General features: G+C 72.1%; 17 protein-coding genes. 9 read left to right on the top strand and 8 right to left on the bottom strand.

The features are described from left to right. Positions 1-89: 89 nt before the first annotated feature. Together ACZ4UV_RS03245 and ACZ4UV_RS03240 are read left to right on the top strand one after the other, a co-directional pair. The gene (locus ACZ4UV_RS03245; protein ID WP_467835622.1) at positions 90-1,547 is read left to right on the top strand and encodes an aldehyde dehydrogenase; all 1,458 of its coding nucleotides are present in this window, start codon (positions 90-92) and stop codon (positions 1,545-1,547) included. A 6-nt stretch (positions 1,548-1,553) separates the two neighbouring features. Beyond that, positions 1,554-1,787 carry a ferredoxin gene (locus ACZ4UV_RS03240; protein ID WP_293997878.1) on the top strand — a complete coding sequence of 78 codons (234 nt, stop codon included), beginning with the start codon at positions 1,554-1,556 and terminating at the stop codon, positions 1,785-1,787. A 15-nt stretch (positions 1,788-1,802) separates the two neighbouring features. On the opposite strand, the gene ACZ4UV_RS03235 is transcribed toward ACZ4UV_RS03240, so the two are convergent. Beyond that, the gene (locus ACZ4UV_RS03235; RefSeq protein WP_451020472.1) at positions 1,803-2,429 is read right to left on the bottom strand and encodes a maltokinase N-terminal cap-like domain-containing protein; all 627 of its coding nucleotides are present in this window, start codon (positions 2,427-2,429) and stop codon (positions 1,803-1,805) included. Positions 2,430-2,822: 393 nt separating this feature from the next. Further along, complete coding sequence (locus ACZ4UV_RS03230) at positions 2,823-3,446, bottom strand: TetR family transcriptional regulator (protein ID WP_451020473.1); 624 nt, start codon at positions 3,444-3,446, stop codon at positions 2,823-2,825. A gap of 220 nt (positions 3,447-3,666) precedes the next feature. On the opposite strand from ACZ4UV_RS03230, the gene ACZ4UV_RS03225 reads away from it, so the two are divergent. From ACZ4UV_RS03225 to ACZ4UV_RS03215, 3 genes are read left to right on the top strand one after another with little or no spacing between them, the layout of a single operon-like run. Next, positions 3,667-5,082, top strand: a complete 1,416-nt coding sequence (locus ACZ4UV_RS03225; protein WP_390045386.1) for a glycosyltransferase family 4 protein — start codon at positions 3,667-3,669, stop codon at positions 5,080-5,082. Then, on the top strand, positions 5,076-5,855 hold the full coding sequence (locus tag ACZ4UV_RS03220) for a class I SAM-dependent methyltransferase (RefSeq protein WP_467835621.1): 780 nt from the start codon (positions 5,076-5,078) through the stop codon (positions 5,853-5,855). The genes ACZ4UV_RS03225 and ACZ4UV_RS03220 overlap by 7 nt, the downstream gene beginning before the upstream one ends. Next, entirely contained in the window at positions 5,852-6,922 is a 1,071-nt protein-coding gene (locus tag ACZ4UV_RS03215) for a prenyltransferase/squalene oxidase repeat-containing protein (RefSeq protein ID WP_451020475.1), read from the top strand. Before ACZ4UV_RS03220 ends, ACZ4UV_RS03215 begins: the two co-directional genes overlap by 4 nt. 127 nt (positions 6,923-7,049) lie before the next feature. On the opposite strand, the gene ACZ4UV_RS03210 is transcribed toward ACZ4UV_RS03215, so the two are convergent. Further along, complete coding sequence (locus ACZ4UV_RS03210) at positions 7,050-7,337, bottom strand: hypothetical protein (protein WP_451022783.1); 288 nt, start codon at positions 7,335-7,337, stop codon at positions 7,050-7,052. Positions 7,338-7,474: 137 nt separating this feature from the next. Here ACZ4UV_RS03210 and ACZ4UV_RS03205 point away from each other — a divergent pair, with 137 nt between their 5' ends. After that, positions 7,475-8,041 carry a hypothetical protein gene (locus tag ACZ4UV_RS03205; RefSeq protein WP_451022784.1) on the top strand — a complete coding sequence of 189 codons (567 nt, stop codon included), beginning with the start codon at positions 7,475-7,477 and terminating at the stop codon, positions 8,039-8,041. Here the strand turns inward: ACZ4UV_RS03205 and ACZ4UV_RS03200 are convergent. The 4 genes from ACZ4UV_RS03200 to ACZ4UV_RS03185 form a co-directional block, all read right to left on the bottom strand. After that, a complete protein-coding gene (locus tag ACZ4UV_RS03200; RefSeq protein ID WP_467835619.1) occupies positions 8,038-9,048 on the bottom strand; it encodes an LLM class F420-dependent oxidoreductase in 1,011 nt (336 codons plus the stop codon). The genes ACZ4UV_RS03205 and ACZ4UV_RS03200 overlap by 4 nt on opposite strands. 96 nt (positions 9,049-9,144) lie before the next feature. Beyond that, complete coding sequence (locus ACZ4UV_RS03195) at positions 9,145-9,945, bottom strand: hypothetical protein (protein WP_451022786.1); 801 nt, start codon at positions 9,943-9,945, stop codon at positions 9,145-9,147. Positions 9,946-10,162: 217 nt separating this feature from the next. Continuing rightward, entirely contained in the window at positions 10,163-11,077 is a 915-nt protein-coding gene (locus ACZ4UV_RS03190; RefSeq protein WP_467835618.1) for an N-acetylmuramoyl-L-alanine amidase, read from the bottom strand. Positions 11,078-11,099: 22 nt separating this feature from the next. Then, complete coding sequence (locus tag ACZ4UV_RS03185; protein ID WP_451022788.1) at positions 11,100-11,753, bottom strand: class I SAM-dependent methyltransferase; 654 nt, start codon at positions 11,751-11,753, stop codon at positions 11,100-11,102. Positions 11,754-12,013: 260 nt separating this feature from the next. Here ACZ4UV_RS03185 and ACZ4UV_RS03180 point away from each other — a divergent pair, with 260 nt between their 5' ends. Continuing rightward, positions 12,014-13,066, top strand: coding sequence for an aldo/keto reductase (locus tag ACZ4UV_RS03180; RefSeq protein ID WP_467835616.1), 1,053 nt, complete (start codon positions 12,014-12,016; stop codon positions 13,064-13,066). A 458-nt stretch (positions 13,067-13,524) separates the two neighbouring features. Here ACZ4UV_RS03180 and ACZ4UV_RS03175 read toward each other — a convergent pair whose 3' ends face one another. Then, on the bottom strand, positions 13,525-15,273 hold the full coding sequence (locus ACZ4UV_RS03175) for an MFS transporter (protein WP_467835614.1): 1,749 nt from the start codon (positions 15,271-15,273) through the stop codon (positions 13,525-13,527). A gap of 194 nt (positions 15,274-15,467) precedes the next feature. On the opposite strand from ACZ4UV_RS03175, the gene ACZ4UV_RS03170 reads away from it, so the two are divergent. Together ACZ4UV_RS03170 and ACZ4UV_RS03165 are read left to right on the top strand one after the other, a co-directional pair. Beyond that, on the top strand, positions 15,468-16,667 hold the full coding sequence (locus ACZ4UV_RS03170; protein ID WP_467835612.1) for a lipid-transfer protein: 1,200 nt from the start codon (positions 15,468-15,470) through the stop codon (positions 16,665-16,667). Between the two features lie 87 nt (positions 16,668-16,754). Continuing rightward, positions 16,755-18,185: an MFS transporter gene (locus tag ACZ4UV_RS03165; RefSeq protein WP_467835609.1), complete on the top strand. Its 1,431-nt coding sequence runs from the start codon at positions 16,755-16,757 to the stop codon at positions 18,183-18,185. Positions 18,186-18,204: the final 19 nt, after the last annotated feature.

The following is an 18,204-nucleotide window of genomic DNA, read 5'->3' as shown; positions in this document are numbered from 1 at the left end:
GTGGGAGCCTATTCGGCCCTGCCCCTGGCTTAGTTCAACTAGAACTGGTATCAGTTCTGAGACATCGTCAGGAAGGGTGGCGGGGCGCCATGACCGAGTTCCTGGAACACGGACAGCTGTTCATCGGCGGGGAGTTGACCGACCCCCTGGGCAAGGACGTCATCGAGGTGGTCTCTCCGCATACCGAGGAGGTCTTCGGGCGGGTGCCGCACGCCTCGCGGGAGGACGTGGACCGGGCGGTGGCGGTGGCGCGGCGGGCCTTCGACGAGGGGCCCTGGCCGCGGATGACGCTCGACGAGCGGATCGAGGTCGTCACCCGCATCAAGGAGGCGATCGCCGTACGGCACGAGGAGATCGCCCGGGTGATCTCCTCCGAGAACGGTTCGCCGTACTCCTGGAGCATCCTCGCGCAGGCGCTCGGCGCGATGATGGTGTGGGACGCGGCGATCAGGGTGGCGCGTGACTTCACGTACGAGGAGACCCGCGACGGGGTGCTCGGGAGGATCCTGGTGCGGCGGGAGCCGGTCGGGGTGGTGGCGGCCGTGGTGCCGTGGAACGTGCCCCAGTTCGTGGCCGCCGCCAAGCTCGCCCCGGCGCTGCTCACCGGCTGCACGGTGGTGCTGAAGCCGTCCCCGGAGTCGCCGCTGGACGCGTACATCCTCGGCGAGATCACGAAGGAGGCCGGGCTGCCGGAGGGCGTGCTCTCCATCCTTCCGGCGGACCGCGAGGTGAGCGAGTACCTGGTCTCCCACCCGGGCGTCGACAAGGTCTCCTTCACCGGCTCGGTCGCGGCCGGCAAGCGCGTGATGGAGGTCGCCTCGAAGAACCTCACCCGGGTGACCCTGGAACTCGGCGGCAAGTCGGCGGCCGTCGTGCTGCCGGACGCGGACGTGGCCGCCGCCGTCGCCGGCATCGTGCCCGCGGCCTGGATGAACAACGGCCAGGCGTGCGTCGCCCAGACCCGCATCCTCGTCCCGCGCTCGCGCTACGACGAGTTCGCCGACGCCTTCGCGGCCGCGGCGAGCGCCCTGAAGGTCGGCGACCCGCTGGACCCGGCCACCCAGGTGGGCCCGCTGGTCGCGCGCCGCCAGCAGCAGCGGAACCTGGACTACATCCGCATCGGCCAGGAGGAGGGCGCCAAGATCCTCACCGGCGGCGGACGGCCGCCGGGCCTGGAGAAGGGCTGGTACGTCGAACCCACCCTCTTCGGCGACGTCGACAACTCCATGCGGATCGCCCGCGAGGAGATCTTCGGTCCGGTGATCTGCCTGCTCCCGTACGGCGACGAGTCCGAGGCGCTGAAGATCGCGAACGACTCGGACTACGGCCTGAGCGGCAGCGTCTGGACGGCGGACGTGGCGCACGGCATCGAGGTCGCGCGGCAGGTCCGTACCGGGACCTACTCCGTGAACACCTTCAGCCTCGACATGCTGGGCCCCTTCGGCGGCTACAAGAACTCCGGTCTGGGGCGGGAGTTCGGGCCGGAGGGCTACGGCGAGTTCCTCGAACACAAGATGATCCACCTCCCGGCCGGCTGGGAGGGGTGAGCACGCATGGGGGACCGCTGGCACGTCGAGGTCGACCGTTCGATCTGCATCGGCTCGGCCCAGTGCGTCCACCGCGCCACCGGGGCCTTCCGCCTCGACTCCGCCATGCAGTCCCACCCCGTGGACCCGGAGACGGACGCCAGCGGAAGGGTCCTCGACGCGGCGGAGAACTGCCCGGTGGAGGCGATCACCATCACCCTGCTGGACAGCGGGGAGCCGGTGTTCCCGCCGGAGGACTGAGCGGGCCGGAAGGGGCTAGCCGGCCTGCAGGGCCGCGAACAGGCCACGGGAGCGGGTGCCGTCCGGCTGTTCCCAGGCACCGGTGACGTGCCCGACCGCACCGTCGGGCGCCGTCGAACCGGCGGTCAGCACCCGCCGCAGCCGCAGCACCAGCCCGCCGTCCGGTACGGCGAACTCGGTGCTCTCGTCGGTGTCGACGGGGGCACCGAGGCCGGGCACGGGGCCCGCACCGGCGTAGGACCGCGCGACCTCGCGGTCGGGGGTGTCGGTGACGCTCTGTGCCTGGGCCTCGGCGCGGCCCTCGATCAGGGCGAGCAGCCCGGCGGTCAGGACCGGGTCGTGGCACCCGTCGTAGGCCCAGCGGGTGCCGAGGACCCCGTGCTCCATGGTGCCGACGAGCGCGTCCTCGGCGCCGGGCAGCGGGGCGCCGCGGTAGGTGAGCGGTACGAGATAGGCCGCTGAGCCCTCCGTGACGACCATGAACTCGATCCCGACCTCGCCCGCCGGGTCGTCCAGCCGGAAGCCGCCGGCCTTCGCCAACTCCGGCGCGGCGGAGCCGTGGTACCAGGGGCGGGTGGGGAGCCAGCCGGCGAGGAGCTCGACCTTGGTGGGCTTGAGGGTGGTGTGGTGGATGAGTGCCATGGGGGGATTCTGCGTTCGGGTGGCGGTTCCTCGCCAGGCGGTTTCCGCCCCGGCGGCCGCCCTCAAACAGAAAAGTCCAAAAAATCACTCTTTGGGGGTTTTCTTCTGCTCCAGGTGTTCTATTCTGGAATCAGCCTACGAGGCGAGTGAGGGAGTCCGAGCGGAGTAGCCGACTCAGGCGTGACGCAGATGCAGAAGCATCCGCCGGTGCCGACGTCGACGGTCGGGCTGAGAGGCCGGAAGGCAGCAGCAAGGCCGGACGGCGACCCCCAGCACCTGATCCGGACCATGCCGGCGAAGGGAACCCGTCTCGTAGGTCTTCGCATGCCCTGCGGCGGCTGCGGCTTCTCTTACGGCTGCTGCTTCTCCGGCTCCGTCGGGTCGATGGCTCCCTCAGGTCGATGGCTCCGTCAGGTCGATCAGGCGGCACACCGTCTCGATGTCGATCTTCACCTGGGCGATGGAGGCGCGCCCCGAGAGCCAGGTGATCAGCGCCGAGTGCCAGGTGTGCTCGATCACCCGGACGGCGGACAGCTGGGCCGGGGTGGGGTCGGTCAGGCCCATCGCGTCCAGGATGATCGCCGTCGTCTGCCGGGAGACCTGGTCCACCTCGGGGGAGACGCTGCGGTCGGCGAAGGTGAGGGCGCGGACCATCGCGTCGGCCAGGTGCGGCTCGCGCTGGAGGGCGCGGAAGGCCCGCATCAGGGTCTCGGCGACCCGCTCGGACGCCGTCTCGCCCGCCGGCGGCTTCTTGCGCAGCGTGCCGTGCATGTGTTCCAGCTGGTCCTGCATGGTCGCGACCAGTAGGTGCACCTTGGACGGAAAGTAGCGGTAGAGCGTCCCGAGGGCCACCTGGGAGGACTCGGCCACCTCCCGCATCTGCACCGCGTCGAAGCCGCCCCGGCTTGCCAGCTGGGCGCTCGCGTGCAGGATCCGGCGGCGCCGGGCCTCCTGCCGCTCGGTGAGCGGCGGGGTGGCCGATCTGGCGCCGATGTCCACCTTGGCTTCCGCAGGCATGGGTCCCGTCCGTGACAGTCGGTGAGGGCAGTGCTCAGGGCGAGTGATCAGACAGCATGGCAGGGGTTCCCGCCGTGGCGCGAATCACCCGATCCACTGCTCACTCCGCCCCTACCTGCCGGTAGATTCAGAGGCTCTTGAACGATCAAGTCTGAAACTTGTTCTAGATTAGCGTCCCGGCGTAATCTCACGGGAAAGTGCAGGGAGAAGGGGGCCCGGAGTGACCGCTGAGGCCAGTCGGGCGGGTGCCGACGAGGAACCCGCCGCCGACGGCGAGCGACCGCTCGGCATCGCGCTCCTCACCTATAAAGGGAACCCGTTCTGCGGCGGCCAGGGTGTCTACGTACGGCACCTGTCGCGCGAGCTGGCCCGGCTCGGGCACCGGGTCGAGGTGATCGGGTCGCAGCCGTACCCCGTCCTGGACGAGGGCTACCCGGGCCTCACCCTCACCGAGCTGCCCAGCCTCGACCTGTACCGCTCCCCGGACCCCTTCCGGACGCCGAAGCGGGACGAGTACCGGGACTGGGTCGACGCCCTCGAAGTCGCCACCATGTGGACCGGCGGCTTCCCCGAACCGCTGACCTTCTCGCTGCGCGCTCGCCGTCAACTGCGCGCCCGCGCCGGGGAGTTCGACGTCGTCCACGACAATCAGACGCTGGGCTACGGCCTGCTGGGGGACATCGGCGCCCCCCTGGTCACCACCATCCACCACCCCATCACCGTCGACCGGCAGTTGGAGCTGGACGCCGCCGAGGGCTGGAAACGGCGGTACTCCGTACGGCGCTGGTACGCCTTCACCCGGATGCAGAAGCGGGTCGCCCGCCGGCTGCCCTCCGTGCTCACCGTGTCCGGCACCTCCCGCCAGGAGATCGTCGACCATCTCGGCGTACGCGAGGACCGCATCCACGTCGTCCACATCGGCGCCGACACCGACCTCTTCGCGCCGAATCCCGCCGTCCCCCAGGTGCCCGGCCGGATCGTCACCACCTCCAGCGCGGACGTGCCCCTCAAGGGCCTGGTGTACCTCGTGGAGGCGCTCGCCAAGGTACGGACCGAGCACCCCGCCGCCCACCTCGTCGTGGTCGGCAAGCGGCCCACCGAGGGCCCGGTCGCCACGGCGATCGAGCGCTACGGCCTCGAAGGCGCCGTCGAGTTCGTCAAGGGCATCTCCGACGCCGAGCTGGTCGACCTGATCCGCTCGGCCGAGGTCGCCTGCGTGCCCTCCCTGTACGAGGGCTTCTCGCTGCCCGCCGCCGAGGCCATGGCCACCGGCACCCCGCTGGTCGCCACGACCGGCGGCGCGATCCCCGAGGTCGCCGGCCGTGACGGGGAGACCTGTCTGGCCGTACCGCCCGGCGACGCGGGCGCGCTGGCCGCCGGGCTCGGCCGACTGCTCGGCGACCGTGAGCTGCGGGTGCGGCTCGGCCACGCGGGCCGTGAGCGGGTGCTGAAGCACTTCACGTGGGCCCGAGCCGCCGAGGGGACCGTCGCCCGATACCGCGAGGCCATCGCCCGCTCCGCGGGCCCCCGCCGCGCCGCGGCGACCGCCGCCCGCTCCGCGGCCCAGACTCCCGGCCGCTCCGCGGCCCCGGCAAGTGTTGCAGGCGTCTCCTCCGAAAGCAGGGCCACGTGCTGACCGTCGACTTCTCCCGGTTCCCGCTCGCGCCGGGCGACCGCGTCCTGGACCTCGGCTGCGGGGCCGGCCGGCACGCCTTCGAGTGTTACCGGCGCGGCGCCCAGGTCGTGGCCCTCGACCAGAACGGCGAGGAGATCCGCGAGGTCGCCAAGTGGTTCGCGGCGATGAAGGAGGCCGGCGAGGCCCCGGAGGGCGCGACCGCCACCGCCATGGAGGGCGACGCCCTGGCCCTCCCGTTCCCCGACGAGTCCTTCGACGTCGTCATCATCTCCGAGGTGATGGAGCACATCCCCGACGACAAGGGCGTGCTCGCCGAGATGGTGCGGGTGCTCAAGCCCGGCGGCCGGATCGCCGTCACCGTGCCCCGCTACGGCCCCGAGAAGGTCTGCTGGGCGCTCTCCGACGCCTACCACGAGGTCGAGGGCGGCCACATCCGCATCTACAAGGCCGACGAGCTGGTCGGGAAGATCAGGGAAGCCGGTCTGCGGCCCTACGGCAGCCACCACGCGCACGCGCTGCACTCGCCGTACTGGTGGCTGAAGTGCGCGTTCGGCGTCGACAACGACAAGGCGCTGCCGGTGCGGGCGTACCACAAGCTCCTGGTCTGGGACATCATGAAGAAGCCGCTGGCCACGCGCGTCGCCGAGCAGGCGCTGAACCCGGTCATGGGCAAGAGCTTCGTCGTCTACGCCACCAAGCCGCACCTGCCCAGGCTCCCCGAGCAGACCGGGAGAGCCGGGAAGGCCGCGAAGACCGGGGTGGCCGCCAAGTGACCACCCCCCGGACAGAACACCTCGTCCTGCCCGGGGTCCTCACCGCCGAGCAGGCCGCCGCGACCGTCCGCGGCATCCTCGCCGTGCAGCGGGAGGACGGCGCGATCCCGTGGTTCCGGGGGCACCACCTCGACCCCTGGGACCACACCGAGGCCGCGATGGCGCTGGACGCGGCCGGTGAGCACGCGGCCGCCGAGCGGGCGTACACCTGGCTGGCCCGGCACCAGAACGAGGACGGCTCCTGGTACGCGGCCTACGCCGACGGCGCGCACGACGACGTCACCGACCGCGCCCGCGAGTCCAACTTCGTCGCGTACATCGCCGTCGGCGTCTGGCACCACTACCTGTCCACCGGCGACGACACGTTCCTCGACCGGATGTGGCCCGCCGTCTACGCGGCCGTCGAGTGGGTGCTGCGGCTGCAGCAGCCGGGCGGTGAGATCGGGTGGCGCCGCGAGGACGACGGCACGCCCACCGACGACGCGCTGCTGACCGGGAGTTCGTCCATCCACCACGCGCTGCGCTGCGCGCTCGCCATCGCCGAGCAGCGGGAGGAGCCGCAGCCGGACTGGGAGTTGGCGGTGGGCGCGCTGCGGCACGCGATACGGCTCCACCCGGAGCGGTTCCTGGACAAGGACCGGTACTCGATGGACTGGTACTACCCGGTCCTCGGCGGGGCGTTGACGGGTGCGGAGGCGGGTGCGCGGATCGAGAAGGACTGGGAACGTTTCGTCGTGCCCGGGTTCGGGGTGCGGTGCGTCGTCCCCAATCCGTGGGTGACGGGCGGCGAGTCGGCCGAGCTGGCGCTGGCGCTGTGGGCGGTGGGGGAGTCCGACCGGGCGCTGGAGATCCTCCAGTCCATCCAGCATCTGCGGGACGCCGAGTCGGGGCTGTACTGGACCGGGTACGTCTTCGAGGACGACGCGGTGTGGCCGCGGGAGCTGACGACGTGGACGGCGGGGTCGTTGCTGCTGGCCGTTGCCGCGCTGGGCGGGCATGACGCGACGTGTGCGGTGTTCGGGGGCGAGCAGCTTCCTTCGGGGCTTGAGGTGGATTGCTGCGCCTAGCGGGGCGGGGGGTTCTGTGCTATGGCGGGTGCGGCGCCGTCGTGGTTGCTCGCACAGTTCCTCCCCCAGCCTTCGGCCGGGGGCACCCCCAGCGCCCCTGACGGGGCGCTCCACCGACCGGCGTTTGTCAGTGCCGGTGCATGCGGTTCGCGATCGCGTGGCCGACGAACAGGTAGACCACCGCGGCCAGGCCGTAGCCGGCCACCACTCGCGCCCATGCCTCGTCGAAGGTGAACAGGTCGTGTGACCAGCCGGCGAGCCAGCTGGCCGCGTCGTGGACGAACTGGACCAGGCTGTTCGCCCGGTTCGCGTCCAGCAGATACATCAGGATCCAGAGGCCCAGGATGAGGGCCATGACGTCGGCGACGATCGCGACGACCCTACCGGCCTGATTGGCACCGCGTTCAGAGGACATACCCTGCGGCTTGCCGCTGAACGGTCCTTGAAACCTGAAGCGCGTGCTCCCCGAGTGGCGAGGTGCCGCCATCTGGGTGAGGCTGCCGGAGGAAGCAACCCGCTCGGGGACGACACCGAGACACACGGGAGGACCCCGTGCCCGTACCGATACGGCGCCTCGTCGTCACGCTCACCCTCTGCTGCGCCCTGGTCGCCGGTGTCACCGCCTGCGCCGGCAGTACCCGGAGCAAGTCCGTCGACACCGGCGTAGCGGCGGCCCCGGTGGCCGGCACGCCCAGTCCGAGCACGTCCGCGGAGAAGCAGAAGTTCGCCAAGACCCGGTTCGTCGCCAACGCGGGGCTCGCCGCGGGTGCGACCTACCAGTGGATCGTGAAACCGTGGAAGGCCGGCAAGTTCAAGAAGGGCGCCCACGGCCGCACCTTCGCCCTGATCAAGGCGGCCGCCGCGGGCGGGTTCGCGTACAACAGGCTCAAGGCCGCCAAGCGGAACGCCCAGGGCGACCCGTTGCTCTCCAAGGCCCTCGCACCGCTCTCCGCCGGTATCGACGGGCTGAAGGACCTGCCGGCCAAGCTCCGCAAGGGCGACGGGAACGCGGCCGGTGCCTTCGACGACATCATCAACAAGGTCAAGTCGGCGGGACAGAGCGCCGGTGCCCCGGTGCACAACCAGGTCCCCTCGGCCGGTCAGCTGACCGGAGGCTAGGAGTTCAGCTCGGCGAGCACCCGCAGGGTGTGAGGGTCCGGGGCCAGGGCCAGCAGGTCGGTCACCGGGCCCTTGCGCCACAACTCCAGCCGCTCGGCGATGCGTTCGCGGGGGCCGACCAGCGAGATCTCGTCGGCGAACGCGTCCGGTACCGCCAGCACGGCCTCCTCGCGCCGCCCGGACAGGAACAGCTCCTGGATCCGCCGCGCCTCCTCCTCGTAACCCATGCGGGCCATGAGGTCGGCGTGGAAGTTGCGGGCGGCGTGACCCATGCCGCCGATGTAGAAGCCGAGCATGGCCTTCACGGGGAGGAGCCCGGCCGCCACGTCGTCGCAGACCCTGACCTGGGCCATGGGGGCGACCAGGAAGCCCTCCGGGAGATCGGCGACCGCGGGGCCGTACACCTCGGGCCGGCTCGGCGCCCAGTACAGCGGCAGCCAGCCGTCGGCGATCCGGGCCGTCTGGGCCACGTTCTTCGGCCCCTCGGCACCGAGCAGGACCGGCAGGCCGGCCCGGAGGGGGTGGGTGATCGGCTTCAGCGGCTTGCCGAGACCGGTGGCGTCCGGCCCCCGGTAGGGGAGGGGGTGGAAGCGCCCGTCCACCGTCACCGGTCCCTCCCGGCGCAGCACCTGCCGTACGACGTCCACGTACTCCCGCGTCGCGGTCAGCGGCGACTTCGGGAACGGGCGGCCGTACCAGCCCTCGACGACCTGCGGCCCGGACAGCCCGAGCCCGAGCAGCATCCGGCCCCCGGACAGGTGGTCCAGGGTGAGCGCGTGCATCGCGGTGGTGGTCGGCGACCGGGCCGCCATCTGGGCGACTGCCGTACCCAGCTTGATCGTCGAGGTCTGCGCGGCGATCCAGGTGAGCGGGGTGAAGGCGTCCGAGCCCCAGGACTCCGCCGTCCACACCGAGTCGTACCCGAGCCGCTCCGCCTCCCGCGCCAGCGGCACATGGTCGGGGGAGGGCCCGCGCCCCCAGTAGCCGAGTGCCAACCCGAGCCGCATGGCCGCCTCCTGACGTCACGTCAGATGATGTGCCGGGTGACTGTACGACAGCGGCCCCTCACCCGGAAGGGCAAGGGGCCGCACGTGCGGGGCTGTTCAGCCGCGCTGGATCCCGGAGGTGTCCTGGAGCACGCCGCGGCGGCCGTCCTGGGTCTGCGCCACCAGGGCGGCACCGCGCTGCTCGACCGCCAAGTACCAGGTGCCGGGCGCCAGTTCGGCGATCGGCGCGGTCGAGCCGTCCTCCGCGAACAGCGGCCGCGACACCGGTACGGCGAACCAGAACGGCGAGAAGTCGGGGGCCGGCGGCTGCTGCGCGGCGGCCGGGGGCTGCTGCTGGCCGAAGGGCTGACCGGGCTGCGGCTGCGCGCCGTAGGGCTGGCCGGGCTGCGGGGCGCCGGCGCCGGGGTAGCCGTAGCCGCCGGGGGGCTGGGCGCCGTAGGGCTGCGGGGCCTGCGGCTTGGGGGCCGGGACCAGGGCCGCCTGGAGCGCCGGGACCAGCGGGGTGGCGATGGCGGCCGCCGCCAGGACCAGCGTCGCGATCAGGCCGAGGATCAGACCGGAGCCCGCGCCGACGTCGGCGCCGCCCAACTGGTCGGAGAACGCGCCCAGCGGGTCGATGGTCGACCAGAACGCGGTCCACAGCGAGAACACCGTGAGGCCGACGCCGATCTGGCCCAGGTCGAGCCCGGCGAACTTGAACGGCTGCGGCAGTGCGCGGGCGAGGACGATCAGGACCGCGCCGGCGATGCCGCCGACGTACATGCTCATCACGAGGCCGAGGTTGTCCCAGGCATTCGGGCCGGACTTGTCGAACGTGTCGAGGAACGACGCGATGAACAGCAATACCGCTGCTCCGATCACCGCGCCGTCGCCTCTAGTGAGGGAGCGGATATTCACTTCAGGTCCTTCGTGGGTCGTCTCGGCGGAGGAGGCGTCGCGCGTGGCCTCTCATCGTAGGAAGGACACTATCGTCAGGTCGATCAGGGTGTCCGCCCGGTCCTGCCCGCCAATGGCCACCTCGCGCAGGAAACTCACGATTCCGTCACCCGGGACTCAGTGATTCCTCAGCATCCCGGCGGTTCCCGGTACTGACGGACCGCTCGGCAGCCGGCGACTATTTCCCGAGGAAGTGGGCGATGCCGTCCGAGATGCCCTGTGCCGCCTTCTGCCGCCACGCTCCACTGGTCAGCAGTGCCGCGTCCTTGCTGTCGCGCATGTTGCCGCACTCGATGAACACCTTGGGAACCGTCGACAGATTGAGGCCGCCGAGGTCCTTGCGCACGTCGAGACCTGTGCCGTTGCCGACGTAGTTGGACGGCGCGCTGCCCGTGACCTTCGCGAAGTCGCTCTCGACGTGCTCGCCGAGGGTGCGGGAGGAGTCGACGATCGGGCGGGTGTCGGCGGCGCCCGCGTGCACGGAGGCCGGGAGGATGACGTGGAAGCCGCGGTCGCCCTCGGCAGCGCCGTCGGCGTGGATGGAGATGGCCGCGTCGGCGTGCGCGGCGTTGCCGATCTCCGCGCGCTTCGTCACGCACGGCCCCCAGGCCGGCTGGTCCCCGTCGTGCGTCAGCTTCACGGTGGCGCCCTGCTTCTCCAGCAGGGTGCGCAGCCGGTGCGCGACGTCGAGGGCGAAGCGGGCCTCGCTGTACCCGGCGTTGGTGGAGGTGCCCGTCGTGTCGCACTCCTTCCAGTTCGTCCCGATGTCCACCTTCTGGTTGATCTCGGACGTGTGCTGGAAGTTCCCCGGGTTGTGCCCCGGGTCGATGACGACGACCTTGCCCTGCAGCGGGCGGGCCGCACTCGGGCTCGCGGTCGGCACCTTGGCGTCGTCGCCCGGCACCGCGGCCGCCGACTTGGGCGTCGCCGCGTCCGCCTGCCCGGCATTGCTCCCGCCGGGCCTGCCCACCCCCTCGTACACCACCCATCCGAGCAGCGCACCGGGCACCAGCGCGGCGAGACCGACGGCGAGCGGCGCCCGCCGGAACCGGCGCTGCTGCGGGGAATGGAAGTCCGGGCCTGTGTACGACACGTCTGCGACTCTAACCGCGACCTCAGATCCCCGCCCCCGTTCGCCGCAGGACACGCAGCGAGTCGTGGGCCGAGACCTCCGTGAAGGCGCCCGACTCCAGGGCGCGGAGGTAGACGCGGTAAGGGGCCTGGCCGGTGAATTCGTCCTTCGGGTCCGGGAAGACGTCGTGGATCAGGAGGAGCCCGCCTTGGGCCACATGGGGGGCCCAGCCCTCGTAGTCGGCGGTGGCGTGCTCGTCGGTATGGCCGCCGTCGACGAAGACGAGGCCGAGCGGGGAGTTCCAGAACGCGGCGATCTGCGGGGACCGGCCGACGACGGCGACGACGTGGTCCTCCAGGCCCGCCCGGTGCAGGGTGCGCCGGAAGGTGGGCAGCGTGTCCATCAGCCCGATCTCCGGGTCGACCGTCTCCGGGTCGTGGTAGTCCCAGCCCGGCTGCTGCTCCTCGCTGCCCCGGTGGTGGTCGACGGTGAGCGCGGTGACCCCGGCCGCACGGGCCGCGTCGGCGAGCAGGACGGTCGAACGCCCGCAGTACGTCCCGACCTCCAGCAAGGGCAGGCCGAGCCGCCCCGCCTCGACGGCGGCCGCGTACAGCGCGAGTCCCTCGCCGACGGGCATGAACCCCTTCGCCGCCTCGAAGGCGGCCAGGATCTCGGGCTTGGGGGCTGCCGCGGTCATGGGCGTCCTCTCACTCGTTCACTCGTACGACTCTCCGGGCGTCCATGCTGCCGCACGCGCTTCGCCGACCGGTCGACCGGGGGTGCGCGGGCGGCACCGCCGGCCCGCCCCGGGCGCCGGTGCCCGGGGCCGTCATGGCGGGCCACGGCCGCCAAGTCTGTTGTGGATCAGTGAAGTTGGCCGCGGGAGCTGGCTTTCAAGTGCACTCCAGCACCTACACTGACGCCGCCAACCCACCCCACCTGCGACGGAGCACCGACATGCGTTATCGCGTCCTCGGCAAGACCGGCATCGAGGTCAGCACCCACTGTCTCGGCACGATGATGTTCGGGGGCATCGGCAACCCCGACCACGAGGACGGCGCCCGCATCATCAACGCGGCGCTCGACGCCGGCATCAACTTCGTGGACACCGCCGACATGTACTCGGCCGGTGAGTGCGAGGAGATCGTCGGCAAGGCGCTCAAGAGCAGGCGCGACGACGTGGTGCTCGCCACGAAGGTGCACTTTCCGCTGGGGGAGGGCCGCAACCGCAGCGGCAACTCGCGGCGCTGGATCCTCAAGGCCGTCGAGGACAGTCTGCGGCGGCTGGACACCGACTGGATCGACCTCTACCAGGTGCACCGCCCCGACCACACCACCGACATCGACGAGACCCTGTCCGTCCTCGGTGACCTGGTGACGGCGGGGAAGATCCGGGCGTTCGGCTGCTCCACGTTCCCCGCCGAGGACCTCGTCGAGGCGCACCACGTGGCGGAGCGGCGCGGGCTGATGCGGATGCGCACGGAGCAGCCGCCGTACTCGGTTCTCGCCCGCGGCATCGAACGGGCCGTGCTGCCCACCGCGCAGCGCCTGGGCATGGGCGTGCTGACCTGGTCGCCGCTCGCCTCGGGATTCCTCTCCGGTTCCCACCGCGAGGGCCGGCCCGTCGACCTCACCACCGGCCGGGCCAGGCTCTCCCCGCAGCGCTTCGACCCCGCCGCCCCCGGCAACGCCGCGAAGTACGCGGCCGTCGAGCGGCTTGTCGCGCTCACCGAGGAGGTCGGCTGCACCCTGCCGGAGCTGGCCGTCGCCTTTCCGCTGGTGCACCCGGCCGTGACGTCGGTGATCATCGGCCCGCGCACGATGGACCAGCTCACCGCGTCGCTCAAGGGGGCCGAGCTGGTCCTCGACGACGAGGTGCTCGACCGCATCGACGAGATCGTGGCCCCCGGCACCGACCTCTACCGCGCAGACGGCGTCTGGCAGCCCCCGTCCCTCACCGACCAGTCCGCCCGCAGGCGCCCGACCGGGGAACGCGCGGCGGCGGGCTGACACCGGTTCGTCCGGCAGCGCCCCTTCAGGGCGCTGGGGGTACCCCCAGCCGAAGGCTGGGGGAGGAACTGCGCGACCTGCCATGACGGCGCCGCGGCCGGCAGTCGGCGCAGTGTGGCACTTCGCGGCGGAGCACGTGGGTCCGGCAGCGTCTTGAAGGGGTGCTGGGGGTACCCCCAGCCGAAGGCTGGGGGAGGAACTGCGCGACCTGCCATGACAGCGCCGCGGCCGGCAGTCGGCGCAGTGTGGCACTTCGCGGCGGAGCACGTGGGTCCGGCAGCGTCTTGAAGGGGCGCTGGGGGTACCCCCAGCCGAAGGCTGGGGGAGGAACTGCGCGACCAGCCACGACGGCGCCGCGGCCGGCAGACGGCGCGTCGCGGCACCTCCCACGGGAGCGCTCGGGCCCCGTAGCAAGTGGGGGCGGCCGCGTCGTACCAGCGGCCGCCCCCCACGGAGTGTCACGCGCTGACCGTCTCCCCGGGGAGCGCGAGGTCGAGGTCGACCGCCCGGTCGTCCCCGGCGTGGGTCGCGGACGAGGCGAGCGGGCCGTGGCCCGCCGCCTTCGCGGCCAGCACGTACGCCCCCTCGGCCGGCACCGCGAGCGCGTACGTGCCGTCCTCCGCGGACAGCGTCGCCCCCGCCTGCCGCCCGCGCCGGTCGATCAGGGTCACCTTGGCGCGGGCCACCGGCACGCCCGTGGCGTCCACGACGCGGCCGCGGAAGCCGCGCAGCACCGCCTCGGCGCCCGCGAGCACCGCCTCCTCCTCGCTGCTCGCCCGCAGCTGCGTGTGCTGGGCGACCTCGGCCGGCCGGCCCCGCTTCGGCAGGAGCAGGGCGAGCACCAGACCCACCGCGACCGCCCCGGTGGCGATCAGGAACGAGACCCGGAAACCGTGCATGGTCGGGATCGCGACGCCGCCCACGTGGTTCGCCGTGTTGGCCAGCACCATGCCGATGACGGCGCTGGACACGGACGTGCCGATGGACCGCATCAGCGTGTTGAGACCGTTCGCCGCGCCCGTCTCCGAGGCCGGGACCGCGCCGACGATCAGCGCGGGCAGCGAGGAGTAGGCGAGGCCGATGCCCGCGCCGAGGACGACCGCGATGACCAGGCTCTGCCAGGGCGCGCTCATCAGGCCGAGACCGGCGCCGTAGCCGATGCCGATGATCAGCATGCCGAGGATCAGGGTGGTCTTCGGGCCGTACTTGGCCGACAGGCGGGCGTAGACGGGGGCCGTGAACATCATCGTCAGGCCCAGCGGGGCGACCAGCAGGCCGGCGGTGACCATCGACTGGCCGAGGCCGTAGCCGGTGGCCTTCGGGAGCTGGAGCAGCTGCGGCAGGACCAGCGAGACGACGTAGAAGCTGACGCCGACCATGATCGAGGCGAGGTTGGTGAAGAGCACGGCCGGGCGGGCCGTGGTGCGCAGGTCGACCAGCGGGGCCGAGTGGCGCAGTTCGAAGACGCCCCAGAGGAGGAGGACGGCCACCGAGGCGGCGAACAGGCCGAGCGTGGTGCCGGACGACCAGCCCCAGTCGCTGCCCTTGGTGATGGGCAGCAGGAGCAGCACCAGACCGGCCGACAGGCCGATCGCGCCGGGCACGTCGAAGGAGCCCTCCGCGCGCATCGGGGATTCCGGTACGACGAGGAGGGTCAGGGCTATGGAGAGCACACCGAGGCCGGCGGCGCCGTAGAACAGGGCGTGCCAGTCCATGTGCTGCGCGACCAGGGCCGCGGCGGGCAGCGCGAGGCCGCCGCCGACGCCGATCGAGGAGCTCATCAGCGCCATGGCCGAGCCGAGCTTCTCGCGCGGCAGCATGTCGCGCATCAGGCCGATGCCCAGCGGGATCGCGCCCATGGCGAAGCCCTGGAGGGTACGGCCCACGATCATCGTGAGCAGGTCGCTGGTGAGCGCGCTGATCAGCGCGCCGACCACCATCACGGCGAGGCTCAGGATCAGCATCCGCCGCTTGCCGTAGAGGTCGCCGAGGCGGCCCATGATCGGGGTGGCCACGGCGCCCGACAGCAGCGTCGACGTCAGGACCCAGGTGGCGTTGCTGGGTTCGGTGCCCAGCAGCTGCGGGAGGTCCTTGATGACCGGAACGAGCAGGGTCTGCATCACCGCGACCACGATGCCCGCGAAGGCGAGGACCGGGACCACGGCCCCGCTCGCGCCCCGGGCGGGCTGGTCGGTCGTGTGCGTCATGGGGTGGGGCCTCCGGGCCGAGAGAGTGACGGGAAGTACGGCATGCGTGCGGGATAAGTGCTCGGTAAACCTCGTATGCACAGGCAACTATTCCGTTGCTTCGAGCCGCTAACGAATCCTTGACCCTCCCATGGGTTTCTGACTCACCGTCAAGGTCTGGTCTGTTGGTGGAACGTGTTCTACTCTTCCGCGTCATGGCTGCTGCGAAGGCGTACGTCGCCGGGGTCGGAATGACCAAGTTCGAGAAGCCCGAGAGCCGTGACTGGCAGTACTGGGACATGGTCCGGGAGGCCGGCGGCTCCGCGCTCGCCGACGCCGGGATCTCCTACGCCGATGTGGAACAGGTTCCCGTCGGCTACTGCTTCCAGCCCTCGACGGCCGGTCAGCGCGCCGCCTACGAGCTGGGCCTCACCGGCGTCCCCGTCTACAACGTCAACAACAACTGCGCCACCGGCGCGACCGCCCTGATGCTCGCCCGCCAGCTGGTCGAGGGCGGGGCGGCCGACTGCGTCCTGGCCCTCGGCTTCGAGAAGATGAAGCGGGGCGCCCTGGGCGGCGGGGCCGACGGCGGCGACTTCGCCACCTCTCCGGTCGCCCGGCACTACGGCGTCATGGCCGCCCGGCACGGCTTCGAGATGACCCCGCCCACCGCGCAGATCTTCGGCGACGCGGCCCGCGAGCACATGGAGCGGTACGGCACGACCGAGGCGCAGCTCGCCGCCGTGGCCGCCAAGAACCACCGGCACTCCGCGGACAACCCGTACGCCCAGTTCCAGGACGTGTACGACGTCGCCGGCATCCTCGCCGCCCGCACCGTGCACCGCCCGCTCACCAAACTCCAGTGCTCGCCCACCTCCGACGGCGCGGCGGCGGCCGTGGTCGTCTCGGAACGGTTCGCCGAACGGCGCGGCCTCACCGGTCTTGTCGAGATCGTCGCGCAGGCGATGACCACCGACACCGAGGAGTCCTTCGCGTCGGGCTCGTGCATCGACGTCGTCGGACAACCCATGTCACGGGTCGCGGCCCGGCAGGTGTACGACCGCTCCGGCCTCGGCATCGAGGACGTCGACGTCGTCGAACTCCACGACTGCTTCTCGGTCAACGAGCTGCTGACCTACGAGGCGCTCGGCATGTGTGCCGTCGGCGAGTCGGGCAAGCTCGTCGAGTCCGGCGCGACCACGTACGGCGGCCGGTGGGTGGTGAACCCCTCCGGCGGGCTCATCTCCAAGGGGCATCCGCTGGGGGCGACCGGGCTCGCGCAGACCGCCGAACTGGTCTGGCAGCTGCGCGGCACGGCCGGCGACCGGCAGGTGCCCGGGGCCCGGGTGGGGCTCGCGCACAACATCGGGCTGGGCGGCGCGGCCGTGGTGACCCTGTTCCGGCGGGCGGCGTAGGCCGTACGACCGAGGGCCGGGGACCGAGGGCCGGGCGGGTCGCATGGGCCGAAAAGCCGATGCAAGGACCGTAACCGGCTTGAGAGCATGACGCCCATGCTCGAAGCCGCGGACACCTCACACATATCCCGCCGTGTCGCGCCCCCCACCTGGCTGGTGGTGTCGCTCGCGTGCGCCGGGCAGTTCCTGGTCGTGCTCGACGTGTCCGTGGTGAACGTGGCGCTGCCGTCGATGCGGACCGACCTGGGGCTGAGCGCCTCGGGCCTGCAGTGGGTGGTGAACGCGTACGCCATCGCCTTCGCCGGGTTCATGCTGCTCGGCGGCCGGGCCGGTGACCTGTACGGGCGCAAGCGGATGTTCCTGGTGGGGCTGGGCCTGTTCACGCTGGCCTCGCTCGGCGGCGGGCTCGCCCAGGACGGCTGGCAGCTGCTGCTCGCCCGCGCCGTGCAGGGGCTGGGCGCCGCCGTGCTGGCGCCCTCGACGCTGACCCTGCTCACGGCCGCCGTGCCGGAGGGACCGGCCCGGGCACGGGCGATCGCCACCTGGACGGCGGTCGGCGCAGGCGGCGGCGCGGCCGGCGGACTGGTCGGCGGCGTCCTGGTGGACGTGCTGTCCTGGCGCTGGGTGCTGCTCATCAACGTGCCGGTGGGCGCGGTCGTCCTCGCCGGGTCGTTGCGGTGGCTGACGGAGAGCCGGGCCGGGGACGGCCGGCGACTCGACCTGCCCGGCGCGCTGCTGGTGACGGCCGGCCTCGGGACCCTGGCGTACGGCATCTCGCAGACCGAGGCCGAGGGGTGGACGGCCGCCGCCACCCTGGTCCCACTGGCCGCCGGACTCGCGCTGCTCGGGCTGTTCCTGGCGGTCGAGGCGCGTACGGCGGCCCCGCTGATGCCGCTCGGGCTGCTCGGCAGGCGGCCGGTGGCCTCCGCCAACGCGGCCATGCTGGTCTCCGGTTCGGCCATGTTCTGCATGTGGTACTTCATGACGCTCTACGCCCAGAACGTCCTCGGCTACAGCCCGCTGGAGGCGGGTCTCGCCCTGGTGCCCAGCTCGGTCGCGGTGCTCGTCGGCTCCAAGGCGGCGCCGCGGCTGATGCGGCGGGCGGGGGCGCGGACGGTGGCGGTGTCCGGCACGCTGGTCGCGGCGGCCGGGTTCGCCTGGCAGTCGACGATGGGCCCGCACGGCGCCTATGCGACGGCCATCATGTTCCCCGGCATCCTGATGCTGCTCGGCGCGGGCCTGGCCGCGACCCCGCTGGCCGCGCTGGCCACGTCCGGGGCAGCGCCGGCGGAGGCCGGACTGCTCTCCGGGCTGGTCAACACCTCGCGCACGATGGGCGGTTCGCTGGGGCTCGCGGTGATGTCGACGGTCGCGGCGGCCCGGACGGGCGGGGGCGAGGGGGCGGCCGCCCTGACGGCGGGGTACGCGGCCGTCTTCCGCGTCGGCACCGGGGTGCTGCTGGGCGGGGCGGTGCTGATGCTGCTGTGGCTGCCACGCCGGAGGGTCCCCGCGAAGTAGGGCGGAAATTCCGGGACGG

It is taken from the genome of Streptomyces sp. NPDC028289 (assembly GCF_055565975.1).
The sequence above is the reverse complement of the archived record's forward strand: the minus strand, read 5'-3'. Positions and strand labels throughout refer to the sequence as shown.